Here is a 20,534-nt window from a genome sequence, read left to right as displayed (position 1 = left end):
TACTTGTTTCAACACTCTGCTTATTTCAACTACTCTGCTTGTTCCACTATAGGCAGGACTTCGGTCAACGCCTCGCGGAAGCGCGCCATCTCCTCGTCGGTGCCCATGCATACGCGCAGCCAACCGTCCGGACCGACCACGCGGATGAGCACGCCTCGGTTCAGCAGCTCGTCGAAGATGCCCTGGCGGTTGTCGAAGCAGCCGCCGAAAAGCAGGAAGTTCGAAGCCGAAGGCGCGACCTTGATGCTCTCGCCCTTATAGCTCAGGGTCTCAAGCCACTGCGCGGTCTGCTGGCGGGTTTCGCGCAGATGCGCCACGCGTGCCAGTTGCTCGTCGGTGTGATCGAATGCGGCGAGCGCCGCCGCCTGCGTGATGGCCGAAAGATGATACGGCATACGCACGATACGCAGGCAGTCGATGATGCCTTGCGAAGCCGCCACATACCCGACGCGCGCGCCCGCGAAGGCGAAGGCCTTGCTCATGGTGCGGCTGACCGCGAGGTTCGCATGGCCGCCAATCAGCGGGAGCGCCGTGGGCACGTCCGGATCGCGGAATTCGATATAGGCCTCGTCCACGACGACGACGGGGTGCACGCCCTCGTTCGCGCCGGTGACCGGCACCTGCTCGCAGACCGCGAGAATCCGCTCCAAGTCGCCTATCGGCAGGCTGGTTCCAGTCGGATTGTTCGGGCTCGTGAGCACCACCATCGAGGGCTTGACGTCCTGAATCGCCTCGATCGTCGCATCGGCGTCAAGCGTAAAGTCCTCGTTGCGGTGCACGAGCTGCCATGTGGTGAAGGTATCGCGCGCGTACTCGGGGTACATGGAGTACGTGGGATCCGCGCCCAGGGCAATCCGCCCGGGGCCGCCGAAAGCCTGGAAGAGCTGCAGCATGATCTCATTGGAGCCGTTCGCGCCCCACAGCTGCTCGATCTTCAGCCGCACGCCCGATTCGCGGGCCAGATAGTCGCTGAACGCCTGACGCAGCTCGATATGCTCGCGGTCAGGGTAGCGGTTGAGCGTCGGCGCGATGGCCGCGACACGCTCGGCGATGGCCGCGACCACCTTGGGATCTGGCGGGTACGGGTTCTCGTTGACGTTCAGGCACACCGGCACATCGAGCTGCGGGGCGCCGTACGGCTCCTCCCCGATCAGATCGTTGCGCAGCGGCAGCGTGGCCGGTATGGCGCTGCCTGATTGGTCGGATGCGCTCATCGCAGTCCTGCCTTTCGTTCCTGCTCCTGCAGCGTCGCCTTGTCGTACGGGTCATCGACGAAGCGGCTGAGCACGCATTCGCCGTGCCCCGGCAGATCCTCGGAGACCGCGAAGGCGTTGATGCGGGAGGCGAGGGCTTTGAGACCCTGCTCGTCGTATTCGATGACTTCCACGGGCTTGAGGAAGGTATGCACGCCGAGACCGGAGTTGAAGCGCGCCGTGCCGCCGGTGGGCAGCACGTGGTTCGAACCGGACATGTAGTCGCCCAGCGGCACCGGCGAATACGGTCCACGGAAGATGGCTCCGGCGTTCATGATGCGCGGCACCACGGCGTCAGGGTCGGCGGTCTGGATTTCCAAGTGCTCAGCGGCGTAGGAGTTCGCCGCCGCCACGGACTGGTCAAGATCGTCGGTGAGGATGATGCCGGACTGGCGGCCGGTCAGCGAGGTCGCCACGCGCTCGGCGTGTTCAGTGCGCGGCACGCGGTAGTCGAGATTCTTCTGCACTGCGGCGGCAAGCTCTTCGCTGTCGGTGATGAGCACGGAGCCGGCGAGCTCGTCGTGCTCGGCCTGGCCGATCAGGTCGGCGGCCACCCAGCTGGGGTTGGCGTCCTTATCCGCGAGAATCGCGATTTCAGTGGGCCCGGCTACGGCGTCGATGCCGACCATGCCGGAGACCATGCTTTTGGCCGTGGCGACGAAGATGTTGCCCGGGCCGGTGATCTTGTCGACCGGATCGCACAGGATCTCGCCGTCCTGAGGTTCTGATCCGCGCGCGCCATAGGCGAACATGGCGATGGCCTGCGCCCCGCCGACCGCATAGACTTCCGTGACGCCGAGAATCGCGCAGGTGGCGAGAATCGTCTTGCTCGGCAGTCCATCATCGCCATCCCTGCTCGGCGGCGTCGCAATCGCCAGGGAGCGCACGCCGGCGGTCTGTGCCGGCACCACGTTCATAATCACCGAACTCGGGTAGACGGCCTTGCCTCCCGGCACGTACAGGCCGACGCGATCGATAGGAATCCAGCGTTCGCTCACGCGCGCGCCCTCGGCCAGATCGGTGTGGAAGTCCTTGGGCACCTGCGATGCGGCGACCGCGCGAGAACGGCGCACCGATTCCTCGATTGCCGCACGCACCTCGGGGTCCAGCTCGTCAAGGGCCTGTTGCATGGCCTCGGCCGGCACGCGGAGATTCTTGGTACGAATATGGTCGAATTTTTCGCCGAAATCGCGCAGGGCCGCAGCGCCTCTGGCTTTGACGTCGTCGAGAATCGGGCGGACGAGTTCGCTCGCCTCGCTGGTCCCCATTTCGGCCCGAGGCATCGCCTCAAGCATCTCGGCACGGGTCAGGCGCTTGCCGCGCAGGTCGATGATTCGCATGGTGTTATCGCTCATACCCACCTATGGTAGCCACACCCCGTACACAGCACGAATGCTGTGTCTTTTCGACGCTAATTATGGCTATTTCGCTATGCCTGCTGTGAAGACTGCGTCCGCCACCCTCACGCAGCGGGCAGGCAGCTGGGGCCGAAGAGGATCTTGATCTCGGCGAAGAGCGAAGTGTCGCGCTTGACGCGGAAGCGGTCGCCGAAGGTCAGCACGCGGGCGTTGCCGCGCTCATCGAGCACCGCGAGCTTGACCTCGCAGTAGCCCGGATGCTCGTGGAGCACCTGCCCGAGCTGGCCGATGCGGCTGCGGTCCAACGCAACGGTCGGCAAGGTTATCATCACCGGGCGCTCGTCGGCTGCCTCCAGCGTCGGCACCTGCAGCTCGGTGGCGCGCAGGCTTGGCGTGGACTCGTCGCGCACCTCGACCTGGCCGCGTATCTGCACGATCTCGTCAACGGCCAGATCCTGCGAGGCTGCCTCGTAGACCTTGCCGAAGAACATGCATTGAATCGAGCTCTCCATATCTTCGATGGTGACGATGGCCCACGGGTTGCCCTTGCGCGAGACGCGCCGGTCGACGCTCGTGATCAGCCCGGCGAGCGTGACCTGCTGCCGGTCGTCCATGGTTTTCGCGCGGTCGATGAGATGCGCGATCGACATTTCGCGCAGCCCCCCCAGCACCGCCGTCATGCCGCTCAACGGATGGTCGGAGACGTACAGGCCCAGCATTTCGCGCTCGAAGTTCAGCTTGGTCTTCTTGTCCCATTCCTCGATATCAGGCACGATGACCGAAGCATCGCCCATCGCCTCCGCGTCGCCGTCGCCATCCATGTCGGCGAACAGGTCGAACTGGCCCTCGGCCTGCTTGCGTTTGAGGCTGATCACCGAATCGAGCGCCGCCTCGTGAATCTGGAAGAGCGCTCTGCGGTTCGGGTCGATGGAATCGAAGGCACCTGCCTTGATAAGCGATTCCACCAAACGCCGGTTCAGGGCCGTCAGCGACACGCGTCGGACGAAGTCCATGAAATTGACGTAGCGGCCACGCCCGGTCTCGCGTTCGGCGATGATGTCGGCTACTGCCTTGTCACCGACGTTGCGGATAGCGCCTAGGCCGAAACGCACGACGTCGCCGACTGCGGAGTACTCGAGAATCGACTCGTTGACGTCCGGCGGCAGCACTTGGATGCCCATGCGCCGCGCCTCGCCGAGGTACAGCGCGGTCTTGTCCTTGTTCGTGCGCTCGTTCTGCAGCAGTGCGGCCATGAACTCGACCGGGTAGTGCGTCTTCAAGTAGGCGGTCCAGTACGAGATCAGACCGTAGGCGGCAGAATGCGCCTTGTTGAACGCATAGCCGGAGAACGGCACGAGGATGTCCCACACCGCCTGTGCGGCCTCCTCCGAGTAGCCATGCTCCTTCATGCCCTCGAAGAACGGCACCTGCTCCTTGGCCAGCACCTCGGGCTTCTTCTTGCCCATCGCGCGGCGCAGCACGTCGGCTCGGCCCAGCGAATAGCCGGCCAGAATACGCGCCGCCGACTGCACCTGCTCCTGGTAGACGATCAGGCCGTAGGTCTCGTCAAGCACGGCGGCCAACGGCTCAGCCACCTCGGGGTGAATCGGGGTGATGCGCTGCAAGCCGTTCTTGCGCTTGGCATAGTTGGTATGCGAGTCCATATCCATCGGACCGGGGCGATACAGGGCGATCAGTGCCGAGATGTCGTTGAAGTTATCGGGCTTGAGCTGGCGCAGCAGCGAGCGCATGCCGTCGGAATCGAGCTGGAAGACGCCCAGCGTGTCGCCGCGCGAGAGCAGCTGGTAAGTCTCCTTGTCATCCAGCGGAATCTTCGTATAGTCGATCTTGTCCTTGCCGTTGCGCTCGATGTTGAGCAGCGTGTCGCGGATGACCGTGAGGTTGGAAAGCCCAAGGAAGTCCATCTTGACCAGGCCGAGCGTTTCGCAGGTGTGGTATTCGAAGGTCGTGGTGACCGTGCCATCGGTGCGTTCTAGCAGCGGCGAGGTGTCGGTGATAGGCTCCGAACCCATGATCGTGGCGCAGGCATGCACTCCGGTCTGCCGGATCAGGCCCTCGATGCCCTTGGCCTGCTCGGTGATCCGCTTCGTGTCCGGGTCGGATTCGTAGAGCTCACGGAATTCGCGCGCCTCAGCGAAACGTTTCGAGGTCGGGTCGAAGATGTCCTTGAGGCTCGCGTCCTTGCCGTTCTTGCTCGGCGGCAGCGCCTTGGTGATGTGCTCGCCCACGGAGAACTCGTAGCCCATGATGCGGGCGGAATCCTTGAGCGCCTGCTTGGTTTTGATAGTGCCGTAGATCACGCACTGGGCGACCTTGTCGCGCCCGTACTTCTCGCCGACGTAATCCAGCACCTTCGCGCGGCCGTCGGGGTCGAAGTCCACATCGATATCCGGCAGCGAGACGCGCTCGGGGTTGAGGAAGCGTTCGAAGATCAGGCCGTGCTTGAGCGGGTCGAGTTCGGTGATGCCCATGGCGTAGGAGACCATCGAGCCTGCCGCGGAGCCTCGGCCCGGCCCCACCATCACGCCGTGCGTTTTGGCCCAGTTGATGTAGTCGGCGACGACGAGGAAGTAGCCGCAGAACTGCATCTGGCAGATGACGCCGCATTCGTAGTCGGCCTGCTTGAGCACATGCTCGGGCACATTGCCTTCGTAGCGACGCTCCAAGCCCTGCTGCACATCCTTGAGGAAGAGCGAAGTCTCGTCCCAGCCGTCGGGGCAGTCGAACTCCGGCATGAACGCGCCGTCCTCGCTGTCGTCGAACATCACGTTGCAGCGTTCGGCGATTTCGAGCGTGTTGTCGCATGCCTCGGGGTGGTCCTTGAACAGCTCGCGCATCTCCTCGGCGGATTTGAGGTAATAGCCGGAGCCGTCGAATTTGAAGCGGTTCGGGTCGTCGAGCCGCGAGCCGGAGTTGATGCACAGCATGGCGTCCTGCGAGCTGCGATCCTCCTCATGCACGTAATGCGAGTCGTTGGTGGCCAATAACGGCGCGTTGATCAGCTTGGCTATTTTCAGCAGATCATTGGTGACCCGCTTCTCGATGCCCAGCCCGTGATCCATGAGCTCGATGTAGAAGTTCTCGCGGCCATAGATGTCCTGCAGCTGCCCGGCGGCACGCAGCGCCTCATCGAACTGCCCCAGGCGCAGCCTCGTCTGGATGATGCCCGACGGGCAGCCCGAGGAGGCGATGACGCCTTTGGAATATTGCGCCAGCACCTCATAATCCATACGCGGATAGCGGGCGACACGACCTTCCAGATTCGCCACCGAAGACGCGCGCAGCAGATTGACCAGCCCTTCGTCATCCTGCGCCCACATCGTCATATGGGTGATCAGGCCGCCGCCGGAGACGTCATCAGAACGCTGCGACTCGTTGCCCCAGTGCACACGCGTCTTGTCCTGACGCGCGGTCTCCGGAGTCACATAGGCCTCAATGCCGATAATCGGCTTGATACCAGCCTTGACGCAGGTGCTCCACATCTCGTAGGCACCGTGCATATTGCCGTGATCGGTAATCGCCACCGCCGGCATATCCAGCTCCTTGGCGCGCGCCACAAGGTCGGGAATCTTCGAAGCGCCGTCAAGCAACGAATAATGCGTGTGATTGTGCAGCTGCACGAAGTTTCCGGAATTTGCCATGTCTCCACGATAGCTATGGAATGTGACTTCGATGTGAGTGGTTGGCTTAGGGCTTGGCACTGCACTGTTTGTTTAACGAGCCGACAGTGACTCATATCCTCAAGTCCGTAGGACCGGTCGCATAGCACTCTAACCGTAGCTCGGCCTTCAGCCTGACGGAGCCTTCAGTCCGTTGGCCCGATGTGGTAGCTAACTAGTCGTAGCCCGGCCTTCAGCCTCGCTCCTCGCGCCCTTCGCGGGCGCTCGGTCGAGCCTACGAACAGCGCACTGCGCTGTTCGCTTCACGGCTCGACACGCCGAAATGTGGATAACTCGAAGCGTTCGACCACATTGGTCGATCGGGGTGGCGCTCATGGTTGGTTATCGATGACACTGGTATCAGGTCTGTCGCAGCACAGCAGCAACGGTTCTTAGGCAGACCTGAGACAACGAGCATGACGAACCCCGTATGAAGGAGTGGCTATGAGACCCGACGACACCCAGCGAATCCGCCCTGATCCTGCGCAGACGACACCTGCTGGCGGCACCAAGCAAGCGGAAAACACTGTGCATAAGCAACCACATCCGAGTGGCTTGAACCGCCCCTACGGGCAGCCAAAACCAAAGCGACACTCTCGTTACTCGCCGACTGCCATCGTTTCCTTGGCGCTGGGCGCAGCAGCATCGCTGCTTGCCTTCGCGGTGTGGGGCGGACTCGCCTATTTGCATCGGGGAAGCTATGATCCGGCCGATGTAATCGTGCTGCTGGGCTTTGCCCTGGCTATTCCTGCGTGCATAACATGCGCAGTCACAGCGCTGATCTTTGCTGTAATAGCAAGGAAACAGCGACCCTCCATCCGAGATCAAACGGAAGCCATGGCGCGAGCAGGGCACGATCGAAATATGACGGCCATCGCTATGGTGCTGGCGTTGCTGCCGCTGGTTGCCTTTGGAATTATCATGCTCGGACCCTGGTAGGCGTACGTATCGCACGCGTTATGCCCACGCATCCATTGCATAGAGTGCACAGGCCTGTCACACGATTTGCGCGTGAGACTCTGCTGTGTCCGAATCTGCGCGATTACGATCTGCATGGTCACGATCAGCACTGTCACGATCAGTGCGCTCGGCACCCAGAACATCAAGCGCATGCTGCAGGTCGGGCGGATAGTGGGAGTCGACCGTCGTCCAGACATGCGTGCGCGGATGTCGGAATTCGAGTCGCATCGCATGCAGCCACTGGCGGTCCAGTCCCAGCTTGCTCCCGAGGACCGGATTGGCCCCGTACATCGCGTCCCCTACCAGCGGATGCCCGATTGAAGAGAAATGCACGCGAATCTGATGGGTTCGCCCTGTTTCCAGATTCACCGAGGCGAGGGTGGCTTTGCCGAAGCGTTCGAGCACATCCCAGTGGGTTATGGCCGGCTTGCCTGCAGGCGTGATGGTGAAACGGAAATCGCTGACCTTCGCCCGCCCTATGGGGGCGTCGACGGTGGCCCGGTCCTCGGTGAGGTTGCCCTGGACCAGCGCGTGATATATCTTCACCACTTCATGCTGCGCGAACTGCCGACGCATCTCCTTGTAGGCCAGTTCAGACTTGCACACGAGCATCAGTCCGCTCGTCCCCACATCCAGCCGACTCACGATGCCCTGCCGCCCCGGCGCACCATAGGAGGTGATATGCACACCACGCCCGATAAGACTGCCGAGTACGGTAGGCCCAGCCCAGCCCACCGAGGCATGTGCAGCCACGCCGACAGGCTTGTCCACAACGACGATGTCCTCATCCTCGTAGGCGATGGCCATATCGTCGGCGATTGGCTCAGCCTCGTGCTGTTCCTCGGCAATGTCGAATTCGACGACATCGCCGGACAGCAGCGCACTGGACTTGTGCACCGTGCGCCCGAGAAGGCGCACCTGCTGAGCCTCGATAAGCTCTGCGGCCTTCGCGCGCGAAACTCCCAGCATTTTCGCCGCGGCAACATCGAAACGCCCGCCGACGAGTCCATCGGGAGCAGGAACCAACGAACTCATGCTTCGAGGGCTCCCCCATCATGCTCCGCGTCGACCTGCTGACTGTGTTCGCTCCCCTGAGACATCTGAGAACCCTGAGGCTCCCGGAGGTCCTGCACTTTCCCAGACCCCTGAATGCCTTGGGCAGCAGCGGGGTCTGCGCCGACGGGAACCCACTTGTTCAGCGAATGCTTGCCAAACGGCACGCCGCGCAGAATGAGCACGACTATGAACGCACCAGCCACCATCAGCACGATGTCGGCGATATTGCCTATGGACCATCCGTAATTGAGGAAGTCCACGACCTTGCCGTTCAGGAATCCGTCAGCATAGGCGATGCGGTCATAGAGATTGCCCGCCGCGCCGGCGAAGGCCAGCGCGAAGGCGACGGTCCAACGCATGGAATCGGTTCTGATCGCCAGCACCACCAGCATGATGCAAGCGGCCGCAGCGAGCAACGAAATCAGCCAGGTCCGCGAGGAGCCAAGCCCCAAGGAGGCACCAGGATTATGAATCAACGTCAGCGACAGCACATGGGGAACCACCTCGATGCTGCGTCCATCGCCAAGATTGCTTTGCGCCCAGGCCTTGGTGCCTTGGTCAAGAGCAAGTGCCATGAGTGCGACACATGCAAAGACGGCTACGCGAATGCGCAGCCGTCCGTGATGCATATCAGTCATCTTGCAGAACTACCGGTCAGTCCTTGGACTGATCCAGGTGACCGTAGTTGTCCGTATCCGAGACCTGCGAGACCAGCTGGCCGAGGAAGTCGGTGAGCCGGGTGCGGTATTCGGTTTCGAACTGCTTGAGTCCCTGGATATTGCCTTCGATGACCTTCGACTGGGCCTCGAGATTCCCACGCACCTGCTTTGCGTAGTCCTCGGCGGCAGCACGGGTCTTCGAATCGTATTCCGCGGAACGGCGCTGCACTTCGGCCTCGTAGTTGTCCGCCTCGACGTGCTTGTCCTTGACATAGCCCTCAGCATCGGCACGGGCCTTGTCGGAGTACTCGTCGGCGGCCTGATGCGTCTGCGCCGAATAGTTGTCCGCGTCCGCACGGGTCTTGTCCGAATATTCGTCGGCGACGCGATGCGTCTCCTGTGCATATGCGTCCGCATCGGCATGCGTCTTGTCGGAGTACTCGTCGGCCTGGGCGCGAGTCTGATTCGAGTATTCATCGGCCTGGGCGCGGGTCTTGTTCGAGTAGTCATCAGCCTGCGCATGGGTCTGATCGGAGTAAGCCTCAGCGTCTGCGCGAGTCTGTCGTCCGTACTCGTCCGCCTCGTCGCGAGTCCTGCTGGAATAGCTGTTGGCCTGGGAGACGAGCTCCTCGTACTTGGCCTGGCTGGCTTCGGTGATCTCACGAGCCTGAGCCTTGCCCTTGTCCACATACTGGTCATGCAGCTGCATGGCGAGCGTCAGCATCGCGGTGGCCCGCTCGGGTTCGCTCGTAGCGCCTGACGCGGCTCCGGCGATCTTCTGCAGGCTTCCGGTTTCAGTATTCGGCTCGATCTTCGAGACCTGGGTGCGCAGCTGCTCTTCGCGCTGCTTGGACTCTTCGAGCTGGCGGGAGATATCCTGCAGCTGCGAAGCCTGCTGCTGCAACTGAGGAATCTGCTGCTCATACGCGGAAACCTTGTTCTGCGTGACGGCGAGATCCTGCTTGCAGGCGGCGAGCTGCTCCTGATAGGTCGCGACCTCATGGCTGAGCGAATCATTGTTCGCCCGGATCTCATCGCGTTCATGCTGTATCGCTGCCAGCTGCTCTCCCAGCTGCTCATTGCCGGAAGCCTTTGCCGCCTGAGCGGTGAGCTGGTCGACCTGAGCGGTCAGGCGGTCCACCTGCCCCTTGAGCTGCTCGTTCTGCGAGACCAGAGCGCGGTTGCTTTCCTCAGCCTCGCTCAGCTTCGAAGCATCGACCTGCGCGGATTGAGGCCCCTGCTGCGACGCTGCAGCTCGAAGGTTCTCATTATCGCCTTGCAGCGACTGCACCTGCGCGGTCAGCTCGGAAATCTTCGCGTTGAGGTTCGCCACATCAGGCCCCAGCGCCTGTGTGGACTGGCCGCCGGCCTGTACGGCCTGCTTCCCCAGTGCCTCGACGGTTTCGGTTACTTGATCGAGAAAGTCGTCAACTTCGTCGACATCGTAGCCTTCCTTGAATCGGACCGTCTGGAAGGTATGCTCCCGTATGTCCTTGGGCGTCAACAGAGCCATAAATCCTACACCTCGCTTTGGGCGTGAAGCCTCGATGTGTTGCTATCACACCGATGCTATCACGGACTTCGCGCCTTTACGTAGTTTTAGGCCCTGTCATGGCGCTATTTGAGCCATTCAAATGATCATCTGCAGCACAATCAGCGCAAAATAGAGCACGATGAAACTCACATCGAGGGAGAACGCCCCCAGTCTCACTGGGGGAATGTACTGCCGTAACCAACGCAGCGGCGGGTCGGTAAGCCAGTAGATGGCGTACACCAGCGAGGCGATGACGCCGCGCGGACGCCACCGAGGGGCGAGGATCGACACCCAGTCAAGAATCATGCGAATGAACAGCACGGTGATGTACGCGCCAATCAGCCAATCAATGAGGCTCAGCAATAAAGTCAGCATGTGCCCAACCCTACCAACAGGCTCATAATCAGCGCGGCGCGGAATGCCATATGAATAATGCCATGCGAATGCAGCTCAGCACCGCCGCATGAGCACAGTGCGTCCCATCGGCTATGCATGTGCCTCGGCGCTTATGGCCGAGGCACATGCATAGACAAAACTGCAATTATTCCCAGAGACAATTACTCCCAGAGATTATTCCGAAAACAGGTCCCGCGCCGAATTAGCCTGCTTCGGCTCCTCGACCTTGATATTGACCTGCGCCGGGCTTAAGAGGAACACGCGCGGGGTGACGCGCTCGATCGACCCGCGCACGCCGAAAACAACGCCTGCAGAGAAGTCCACAATGCGATACGCCACGGCCTCAGGAACCCCGGTCAGATTGAGCACTACGGGCACGCCATCGCGTATGGCCCTGCCAACAAGCTGCGCGTCCTCATAGGTTTTGGGGTGAATCGTCGTGATGCGGCTGACCCTGCTGGGGAACGGGCTTGCCTCGCGCTGCGGCAGAGCCGCGGATGCCGCTGACTGGCTCGCCGGCGCGACCGTGTGATCCGAATCGAAGGAGGAAACGTCGTCGTCGTTCGGCACGGCGAAGTCATCCTCTTCATCGACCACATCGCTCATGCCAAGATACGACATCGCGCTTTTCATTAAGCCCGCCATGCACATTCCTTTCGTTCAGCCTTACGCATCATCATCAGTACCATTGCGACCATCACCGCAGGAAGTCGGGGATGTCGAGATCGCCCGGATCGTTTGCGGAGAACCCATCATCATTCGTCGCGTCGTCGGGAACCGGTCCATTGGAAGTGATGTCGTCAAGAGACTGAGAGGCGGCGTCGCCATTGCCCGGCGTGAAATCGGGCGTACGGCCCTGCACGAGCGGCGGCACCTGGGCACTTTCCCTCGGCTGGGCAGATGCCCCAGGCTGCGCGGCCTGGGCGGCGGGCTGACCGCCAAGCGGCGCAGCAGCCGATGCCTCGGGCTTCTTCGAGTTCGCATCGAAACCCGCTGCGATGACGGTGACGCGCACCTCGTCGCCATAGGCGTCGTCCAGCGCCAGGCCCCAGATGATCTGCGCCTCGGGGTGAATCGCCTTGCGCACCAGCTCGGTAGCTGCGGAAGCCTCCTGCAGCTTGAGGTCGGTCGGGCCGGCGATGTTGATAAGCGCGCCGTGCGCGCCCTCGACGCTTTCCTCAAGCAGCGGCGAGCTGATGGCGATTTCGGCAGCCTGGGCGGCGCGGTCCTCGCCACGCGCCGAGCCGATGCCGAAGAGCGCCGTGCCCGAACCACGCAGAATCGAGGAGATGTCCTGGAAATCGACATGGATGTAGGAGTTCATCGTGATCAGGTCGGTGATGCCCTGCACGCCGGCCAACAGGGCCGTATCAGCGGTTTTGAACGCATCGACGATGCCGATGGTGCGGTCGGAAAGCTCAAGCAGCCGGTCGTTGGGGATGACGATAAGCGCATCGACCTCGTTGCGCAGATTCTCGATGCCCATCTTCGCCGAAGCGGCGCGCTGCGGGCCTTCGAAGGAGAACGGCCGAGTCACCACGGCGATGGTGAGCGCCCCTTGCTGATGAGCCGCGCGCGCAACGATGGGGCTGGCTCCGGTGCCGGTGCCGCCACCCTCGCCGCAGGTCACGAACACCATATCGGCGCCCTTGAGCGACTCCTCTATATCCGACTGATGATCCTGCGCCGCCTTCGCGCCCTTCTCGGGGTCGGCTCCGGCGCCGAGGCCTCGGCTGGAAGCGTCGTTAAGCGAAATCTTCACATCCGCATCGGATCTCAGCAGATCCTTTGCATCGGTATTGACCGCTACGAATTCAACGTTCTGCAGACCTTCGGCAATCATGCGATTGACGGCATTGCCGCCGGCTCCACCGACACCGACTACCTTAATATTGGTCTTGTCGTTGAAATTGTCAGTCTGGGCAATCTCGCTCACCATAGTCTCCTGTCATTCACGGTTATGCCTTACTCTAGCGCAGAATCGGGCCGTATCGGCATTTTTTCGCGCGTGTATCCATCTTTTTTTCCACTTTCGCCTACGAGAACGACATGCCGTCACTTCGCAAACGAAATCGGATGCTCAGTAACCCGCGTCCATCGGGTCGTCTCCGAACAGGGCCTCGCGCTCGTCATGCGTCGTGCTGCGCGAGTCCAGCCATCCATAGGGCAGGTGAACTTTCTTCGCATAGCGAACGCGCCCGCGCGGTGCATCGATCACCCGTTCGGGCAGCGTCAGCGCGGGATCGAGCCGGGCGATTTCGCGCTCGACATCCGCCAGACTTTCGCATTCCATGAAGGCCTTGCGGGTCGAGCCGCCGACTGGAAAACCTTTGAGGTACCAGGCGATATGTTTGCGCAGATCGTGCACGGCCATATGCTCATCGCCGTCGAAGAACTCCACGAGCAGCCGGGCGTGGCGCATGATGACGCGCCCGACTTCCCCCAGATTCGGGTTGATGCGCTCCGAATTGCCTTGGAAGGCGTGCTTGATGTCGGCGAACAGCCACGGCCGACCTTGGCAGCCGCGCCCGATAGCGACGCCGGCGCATCCGGTCTGGCGCACCATGTCCAGCGCGTCTTCCGCGCCCCAGATGTCGCCGTTGCCGAATACCGGAATGCTTAAAGTCTGCGCCAATTCAGTGATGCGATGCCAGTCTGAATGCCCGCCGTAGTACTCGGCCGTCGTGCGCGCGTGCAGCGTCACGGCCGCGCAGCCCTCTTCCTGGGCGATACGGCCGGCTTCGAGATAGGTTTCATGCTCATGGTCGATGCCCACGCGAATCTTCGCCGTGACCGGGATATTCGCCTTGGAGCAGACCGCGACGACACGAGAGACCAGATCGCGGAAGATATCCATCTTCCAAGGCAGCGCCGAGCCTCCCCCGCGCCGCGTGACTTTGGGCACCGGGCAGCCGAAGTTCAGATCGACGTGGTCGGCCATGCCGCCGTCGACCACCATCTGCGCGGCCTGTGCCACGATGGCCGGGTTCACGCCGTACAGCTGCAACGAGCGTATCTTCTCGCTTGGCGCGAAGCGGCACAGCCGCAGCGCCTTGGGATTGCGAGCCACCAAAGCCCGTGCGGTGATCATCTCGGCCACATACAGCCCGTCGGGGCCGTATTCCTCGCAGATCACACGAAAGGGCCAGTTGGTGACGCCGGCCATCGGCGAAAGCACAACCGGGGTGGGGATATGAATCGGCCCCAAGTCCACCGGTTCGATGGCCGGCGCAGCAGCGGTCATCGCCGAAGCATCGCCCCTAGCAGCAGTAGCAGTTTCTGTCACAGTTCATCCCAACATCACTATGTTCTGATGGTAGTGTCGCACCGAAGCCGCAATCGGCGATCAGTACTTGCCGCCGGCCTCGGCGACCTTCACCGGAGCGCTCAGGTCCTCGCCGCTCTCCTTGGTCACATCCGTGCCGCCGTCAGCCGCAGTGGTGCCGACGATGCTGACCGGTCCCTCCGGGTAGCGCACGCGGCGCTCGGCCACGCGCTCGGCCACGTAGCCGGCGACCTTGTCAAGGCTGACGCGCTCCTGCTGCATGGTGTCGCGTTCGCGAATCGTCACGGCATGGTCGTCAATCGTGTCGAAATCGACGGTGACGCACAGCGGCGTGCCGATCTCGTCCTCGCGGCGGTAGCGACGGCCAATGGCACCGGCCTCGTCGTAGTCGATCATCCAATCGTGCTGGCGCAGTTCAGCGGCAAGATCATGCGCGATGCCTTGCAGCGCAGGCTTCTTGCTCAATGGCAGCACCGCGGCCTTGACCGGAGCCAGACGCGGGTCGAGCCGCAGCACGGTGCGCTTGTCGACGCCGCCCTTGGTGTTCGGTGCCTCGTCGATGTCGAAGGCGTCAACGAGGAAGGCCATAAGCGAGCGGGTCAGGCCGGCTGCGGGCTCGATGACGAACGGCACATAGCGTTCGCCGCTGGTCGGGTTGAAGTAGCTCAGGTCCTCGCCCGAATGCTTGGCGTGCGCGGAGAGGTCGAAGTCGGTGCGGTTCGCGATGCCTTCCAGTTCGCCCCAGTCGGAGCCTTGGAAGCCGAACTTGTACTCGATGTCGACCGTGCGCTTCGAGTAGTGCGAGAGCTTTTCCTTCGGATGCTCGTAATGGCGCAGATTTGCCGGGTCGATCCCGAGGTCCGTGTACCAGCGGGTGCGAGTGTCGATCCAGTACTGGTGCCAGTCCTCGTCCGTGCCGGGCACGACGAAGAACTCCATCTCCATCTGCTCGAATTCGCGCGTGCGGAAGATGAAGTTGCCCGGCGTGATCTCGTTGCGGAAGGACTTGCCCATATTCGCGATGCCGAACGGCGGCTTGGAGCGCGAGGAGGTCATGACGTTCTTGAAGTCCACGAAAATGCCCTGCGCGGTCTCCGGGCGCAGGTAATGCAGCGAATTCTCGTCCTCGACGGGGCCGAGCGAGGTGTGCAGCATCATGTTGAAGTCGCGCGGCTCGGTCCAGTGCCCGCGCTCCCCTGTTTCGGGATCCGGCACTTCATCCCAGCTTTCGGGCATGCGACCGTGCTTGCGCTCGAAGGCCTCCTCAAGATGGTCGGCGCGGTAGCGCTTGTGAGTGATCGTCGATTCGACCAGCGGGTCGTTGAACACCTTGACGTGGCCGGAGGCGACCCACACCTGCGTCGGCAGGATGATCGAGGTGTCGACACCGACCACATCGCCGCGCGTGGTGACCATCGCGCGCCACCATTCGCGCTTGATATTGTCCTTGAGCGCCACGCCGAGCGGGCCGTAATCCCACGCGGAACGGGTCCCGCCGTAGATCTCGCCGGCGGGGAACACGAACCCGCGACGCTTCGCGAGCGATACGACTTCATCGAGCTTAGAGACAGCCACAGCACACCTTACTTTTGAGACATTTTGCAACGTTGATAACCGAATAGAGTGTAATGCCTGACAATGACACGAGCAATGGCCGTCTCAGGCTCGCCGCGCGAGACTCGCGCCGCGCGACCCGAGCGTGTCCCGCGCTTGTCCGCATTTGCTTCTAGCGTGTGTCTCGTAAGTGCAGGGGTGCCCCGTACGGGGCTGAGATAGGCATGTGCCTGACCCTTCGAACCTGTTTGGCTAAGACCGACGTAGGGAGCGCATTCATGAGCGATTCAGCCAACCCATCCAGTCCAGGCGGTGCCGTCATTGCCGACGACGCATATCGCAATCACAGCAACGCATCTGATGACCAAGACGACATCGACCGAGACGATACTGTCCGAGACGATTACGACGACGGTTACACTGCCGACCACGACGATGCTTCGCAAATTCTTTCGGATGTCCCGCCGCACGACGAACTGCGCACACGCATCAGACAGGCAGTCGAGGCGGTCAAGACGACAAGGCCCTTGGCACCGTCGTTTACGAATTTCGTCACGATGAACCTCGTGGCCAACGCCCAGTTGGCCGTTGGCGGCAGCGCGGCGATGAGCCTGATCTACGACGAGGTCGTGGATATGACCGCAATCGCCGGCGCGAGCTATGTCAACGTCGGTACGCTGCAGCCTTTCTACCGCGAGGAGCTGGCGAAGATTTCGCAGTTCTGGCGCGAGCAGTCGCATCATTGGGTGCTCGACCCGGTCGGCGCGGGCGCAGGCTCTACGCGCACCGCGATTCTCGAATCCTTCAAAACCGCGCCACCCACCGTCGTGCGCGCCAATGCTTCTGAGATTCTGGCGCTGTGCGACATCTGGAAACTGCACGATGATGCCGACGACACGTCCACAGCCACGCGCCCTGCCGGGGTGGAGTCCGTCGATGATGTGGACGACGCGCTTGACGCAGCCATGACGCTGGCCCGATTCCTCGCCGCCGCCGCGCCTGATGGCAAGGCGGCCGTGGCTGTGTCGGGAGCTGTCGACCTGGTGACCGACGGCACGCATGCCTACCGGCTGCCCGGCGGCAGCGCCATGATGACCAGAATCACCGGTGCGGGCTGCTCGCTCGGCGGCGTACTCGCCTGCTATCTGGCGGTCAGCGACCCGCTGACCGCCGCGTTGGCAGCCAGCCTGCTTTACAATCGGGCTTCCGAACGCGCCGAACGGACCAGCGACGGTCCGGGAACCTTCCAAAGCGCCTTCCTCGACGCCTTGTATGCCGTCAACGCCGACGAAGTGGCAGCATCGCCGATTGTCGCCGTGCCCGCTGAACCTACTGAGCCCTCTGCAGACCGCTAAACCTACGCGAAGCGGCCGCGCGCAATTGCGGCTCATCACACACAGGTATACAGGCAGTGCGGCAGCGTGCTCCCGATGCAGGAACAGGACACATACTGCATCGCACATTCTCAGGAATGTACACAATCGCAACCCGATTCGTCTCTTTTCCCCAAACCAGCCCAATTCATCTCTTCATGTAAACCAACCCGGCGGAAACTCCGCCACCAAGGAGAAACACCATGAGTGCCCCATACCCTTACGCATCGATGCGTGACAACTTCGATCTTTCCGTCTACTTCGTCGTCGGCCCCGAAGACACCAAAGGCCGCCCGATAGCCGACGTGGTCGAGGAGGCGCTGCGCGGCGGCGCGACCTTCATCCAGCTGCGCGCCAAGAACGCCGACGCGAAGGAACTGACGACGATGGCGCAGGACATCGCGCAGATCATCGAAGACAACGACCGCGCCGATACCGTCGCCTTCGTGATCGACGACCGCGCCGACGTGGTCTGGCAGTGCCGCAGCAAAGGCGTCAAAGTCGATGGCGTGCATATCGGGCAGACCGATATGGAGCCGCGCCAGGTGCGCACGCTGCTGGGCCCGGACGCCATCATCGGCCTGTCCGCCGAAACCGAAAGCCTCGTCAGCCTCATCAATGAACTGCCCGCCGGATGCATTGACTATATTGGCGCCGGCCCGCTGCACCGCTCCACGACCAAGCCCGAGGCAATCGTGGTCGAGGATGACGGCAGCAAGCACCTGCTCACCCTGGACCTGATCAACACGATCTGCGAGGCCAGCGACTACCCGGTGGTCGTGGGCGGCGGCGTCAAGTTGCAGGATATCGCCCCGCTCGCCAGCACCAAGGCGGCCGGCTGGTTCGTCGTCTCCGCCATCGCGGGCGCCGACGACCCGCAGGCCGCCACCCGCGCGATGTTCGACGCATGGCGCGGCGTGCGCGGGGAAGCCAAGCACGGCTATGCCACACGACCAGCCGACGACTCATCACAGGCCGCCGCGCCCAAAGTGCATGAGCAGCGCAAGGAGGCACACGGCTTCCTCAATGCAAAGGAGGCCAAGGATGCGGCCCGACTTGCCAAGCAGCAGGCCGTCGATATCGCCGCGCGCGGCTCGAAGCAGCGCGACAAGGTGCATGTCCGAAAGATCAAGGACGTGCATTTCGAGAACCAGCACGGCACTTATGACTTGCAAGTGCCATACACCGAAATCGTATTGGAGGACACGCCGGGCCAGGGGCCGAACGAGCCCTTCCGCGACTACAACACCGAAGGACCCGCATGCGATCCGAAGGTCGGTCTCGACCCGCTGCGCCTGGATTGGATTCATGACCGCAACGACACGGTGACGTACACAGGGCGAAGCCGCAACCTCGCCGATGACGGCAAAACCGCTATCAAACGCGGCAAGGCCACCAAGGAATGGCGCGGCCGCCATCACGAGCCCATGCGGGGCAGCAACCATCCGGTGACGCAGATGTGGTACGCGCGGCATGGCATCGTGACGCCGGAGATGCGCTATGTCGCCGAACGCGAGCGCTGCGATGTCGAGCTGGTGCGCAGCGAGCTGGCTGCGGGCCGTGCGGTGATGCCGTGCAATATCAACCATCCTGAAAGCGAGCCGATGATCATTGGCGAACGGTTCCTCGTCAAGCTCAACGCCAACATGGGCAATTCCGCCGTGACCTCCTCGATCGACGACGAGGTCGAGAAGCTGACCTGGGCCACGAAGTGGGGCGCGGACACGGTGATGGATCTGTCGACCGGCAACGACATCCACACCACGCGCGAATGGATTCTGCGCAACTCGCCGGTGCCGATCGGCACGGTCCCCATGTATCAGGCGCTTGAGAAAGTGGACGATGACGCCACGAAGCTCTCGTGGGAGCTGTTCCGCGACACGGTTATCGAGCAGTGCGAGCAGGGCGTGGACTATATGACGATTCATGCCGGCGTGCTGCTGCGCTATGTGCCGCTGACGGCGGATCGAGTGACGGGCATCGTCTCGCGCGGCGGCTCGATCATGGCGCAATGGTGCCTGCAGCATCATCAGGAAAGCTTCCTGTACACGCATTTCGACGAGCTGTGCGAGATCTTCGCCCGCTATGATGTCGCTTTCTCGCTGGGCGACGGACTACGCCCCGGCTGCCTGGCCGACGCCAACGACGCCGCGCAGCTTTCTGAGCTCATGACCCTGGGCGAGCTCACGCAGCGCGCCTGGGACCACGACGTGCAGGTGATGGTCGAGGGGCCGGGCCACATCCCCTTCGACACGGTGCGCATGAACATCGAGATGGAGAAGGCCATCTGCAAGAACGCGCCGTTCTACACGCTCGGGCCGCTGACCACCGACACGGTGCCGGGCTACGACCACATCACTTCGGCCATCGGCGCGGTGGAGATCGCGCGCTACGGCACGGCGATGCTGTGCTACGTCACGCCGAAGGAGCATCTGGGCCTGCCCGACAAGGATGATGTCAAGCAAGGCGTCATCGCCTACAAGATCGCCTGCCACGCAGCCGACATCGCCAAGCATCACCCCCACGCGCAGGACCGCGACCTGGCTATTTCCAAGGCGCGCTTCGAATTCCGCTGGCTCGACCAGTTCAACCTGTCGTACGACCCGGACACCGCCATCGCCTTCCACGACGAGACGCTGCCTGCCGAACCGGCGAAAATGGCGCATTTCTGCTCGATGTGCGGGCCGAAGTTCTGCTCGATGGCCATCTCGCAGAACATCCGCAAGCAGTTCGGCAGCGCGTCGCAGCAGCGTCGTGTCGTCTCGCAGGCCGAGCAGATCATCGCCGGCTCGCACGCCGTGACCGAGGCAATCAGCGGAGCCGCCGCTGGTGCCGCCAACAGCAAGGAGTAGGCGGTCGCTGCGATGGCATAATCACAATAAGGAACGAATTCACCTGAACGCCGGGAATCCACAGACGCCAGTGCGCACAATATATATGCGATATATGCGCATCATCGTCGCGGTTTCCCGGCGTTCAGGCAGCAGCATCGCGGCGCTACCATTTTATATGTACCACTTATTACAGGAACACGTATTACAGGAAAGAGAATCATGATTGATCGCAACAGTGACCGCCAGGAAGTCCCCGTGGACCCCGAAACCGGCAAGCCATACATCAACACGCTTGCGGCCGTCGCCATCGCGCCGAGCGGCACCGGTGCGGAGCTGAGCGAGTACGTCGCCCAGGCCGTCGGCGTCATCCGCGAATCAGGGCTGCCGAACGAGACCAACGCGATGTTCACCAACATCGAGGGCGACCTCGACGAAGTGCTGCAAGTCGTGCGCAACGCCACCTACAAGCTCGCCTCGCAAGGCTACCGCACCGGCGTCACTCTCAAGCTCGACATCCGCCCCGGCTTCACCAGCCAGCTGCACGCAAAAGCCGAGCTGGTCGACAAGATCCTCGAACAAGACTGACCGCCA

15 protein-coding genes and 1 riboswitch are annotated in these 20,534 nt (G+C 62.3%); of the genes, 4 read left to right on the top strand and 11 right to left on the bottom strand.

All coding sequences use genetic code 11. The features are described from left to right. Window positions 1-29: 29 nt before the first annotated feature. The 3 genes from LKK40_RS07820 to dnaE form a co-directional block, all read right to left on the bottom strand. Entirely contained in the window at window positions 30-1,214 is a 1,185-nt protein-coding gene (locus LKK40_RS07820; protein WP_304310152.1) for a histidinol-phosphate transaminase, read from the bottom strand. Further along, window positions 1,211-2,608 carry a histidinol dehydrogenase gene (hisD, locus tag LKK40_RS07815; protein WP_304310151.1) on the bottom strand — a complete coding sequence of 466 codons (1,398 nt, stop codon included), beginning with the start codon at window positions 2,606-2,608 and terminating at the stop codon, window positions 1,211-1,213. Before hisD ends, LKK40_RS07820 begins: the two co-directional genes overlap by 4 nt. Before the next feature lie 107 nt (window positions 2,609-2,715). After that, the gene (gene dnaE / locus LKK40_RS07810; RefSeq protein WP_304310150.1) at window positions 2,716-6,273 is read right to left on the bottom strand and encodes a DNA polymerase III subunit alpha; all 3,558 of its coding nucleotides are present in this window, start codon (window positions 6,271-6,273) and stop codon (window positions 2,716-2,718) included. Window positions 6,274-6,735: 462 nt separating this feature from the next. On the opposite strand from dnaE, the gene LKK40_RS07805 reads away from it, so the two are divergent. Further along, complete coding sequence (locus LKK40_RS07805) at window positions 6,736-7,230, top strand: hypothetical protein (protein ID WP_304310149.1); 495 nt, start codon at window positions 6,736-6,738, stop codon at window positions 7,228-7,230. 57 nt (window positions 7,231-7,287) lie between these two features. On the opposite strand, the gene LKK40_RS07800 is transcribed toward LKK40_RS07805, so the two are convergent. The 8 genes from LKK40_RS07800 to LKK40_RS07765 form a co-directional block, all read right to left on the bottom strand. Next, on the bottom strand, window positions 7,288-8,286 hold the full coding sequence (locus LKK40_RS07800) for an RluA family pseudouridine synthase (protein ID WP_304310148.1): 999 nt from the start codon (window positions 8,284-8,286) through the stop codon (window positions 7,288-7,290). Further along, complete coding sequence (locus tag LKK40_RS07795) at window positions 8,283-8,936, bottom strand: signal peptidase II (protein WP_434735133.1); 654 nt, start codon at window positions 8,934-8,936, stop codon at window positions 8,283-8,285. The genes LKK40_RS07800 and LKK40_RS07795 overlap by 4 nt, the downstream gene beginning before the upstream one ends. A gap of 25 nt (window positions 8,937-8,961) precedes the next feature. Next, on the bottom strand, window positions 8,962-10,479 hold the full coding sequence (locus LKK40_RS07790; RefSeq protein ID WP_304310146.1) for a DivIVA domain-containing protein: 1,518 nt from the start codon (window positions 10,477-10,479) through the stop codon (window positions 8,962-8,964). Window positions 10,480-10,596: 117 nt separating this feature from the next. Beyond that, on the bottom strand, window positions 10,597-10,875 hold the full coding sequence (locus LKK40_RS07785) for a YggT family protein (protein ID WP_304310145.1): 279 nt from the start codon (window positions 10,873-10,875) through the stop codon (window positions 10,597-10,599). 195 nt (window positions 10,876-11,070) lie between these two features. Next, entirely contained in the window at window positions 11,071-11,541 is a 471-nt protein-coding gene (locus tag LKK40_RS07780) for a cell division protein SepF (RefSeq protein ID WP_304310144.1), read from the bottom strand. Window positions 11,542-11,593: 52 nt separating this feature from the next. Continuing rightward, window positions 11,594-12,832, bottom strand: coding sequence for a cell division protein FtsZ (gene ftsZ, locus LKK40_RS07775; protein ID WP_304310208.1), 1,239 nt, complete (start codon window positions 12,830-12,832; stop codon window positions 11,594-11,596). 144 nt (window positions 12,833-12,976) lie between these two features. After that, on the bottom strand, window positions 12,977-14,182 hold the full coding sequence (gene dusB / locus LKK40_RS07770) for a tRNA dihydrouridine synthase DusB (RefSeq protein WP_368491398.1): 1,206 nt from the start codon (window positions 14,180-14,182) through the stop codon (window positions 12,977-12,979). Between the two features lie 60 nt (window positions 14,183-14,242). Beyond that, complete coding sequence (locus tag LKK40_RS07765) at window positions 14,243-15,757, bottom strand: glycine--tRNA ligase (protein ID WP_304310142.1); 1,515 nt, start codon at window positions 15,755-15,757, stop codon at window positions 14,243-14,245. A 163-nt stretch (window positions 15,758-15,920) separates the two neighbouring features. Next, window positions 15,921-16,023: riboswitch (TPP riboswitch) on the top strand. Here LKK40_RS07765 and LKK40_RS07760 point away from each other — a divergent pair. From LKK40_RS07760 to LKK40_RS07750, 3 genes are all read left to right on the top strand, one after another. After that, entirely contained in the window at window positions 16,015-17,091 is a 1,077-nt protein-coding gene (locus tag LKK40_RS07760) for a hydroxyethylthiazole kinase (RefSeq protein WP_304310141.1), read from the top strand. Its footprint overlaps the riboswitch before it by 9 nt. Window positions 17,092-17,312: 221 nt before the next feature. Continuing rightward, window positions 17,313-19,961: a phosphomethylpyrimidine synthase ThiC gene (gene thiC, locus LKK40_RS07755; RefSeq protein WP_304310140.1), complete on the top strand. Its 2,649-nt coding sequence runs from the start codon at window positions 17,313-17,315 to the stop codon at window positions 19,959-19,961. Between the two features lie 201 nt (window positions 19,962-20,162). Beyond that, the gene (locus tag LKK40_RS07750) at window positions 20,163-20,528 is read left to right on the top strand and encodes a thiamine-binding protein (protein ID WP_304310139.1); all 366 of its coding nucleotides are present in this window, start codon (window positions 20,163-20,165) and stop codon (window positions 20,526-20,528) included. The last annotated feature ends 6 nt before the right edge of the window (window positions 20,529-20,534 follow it).

The organism is Bifidobacterium tibiigranuli, from assembly GCF_022655035.1.
In the GTDB taxonomy this organism is placed as follows: Bacteria; Actinomycetota; Actinomycetes; order Actinomycetales; family Bifidobacteriaceae; genus Bifidobacterium; species Bifidobacterium tibiigranuli_A.
Note: the sequence above shows the minus strand (reverse complement) of the source record. Positions and strands in the feature narration are given on the sequence as shown.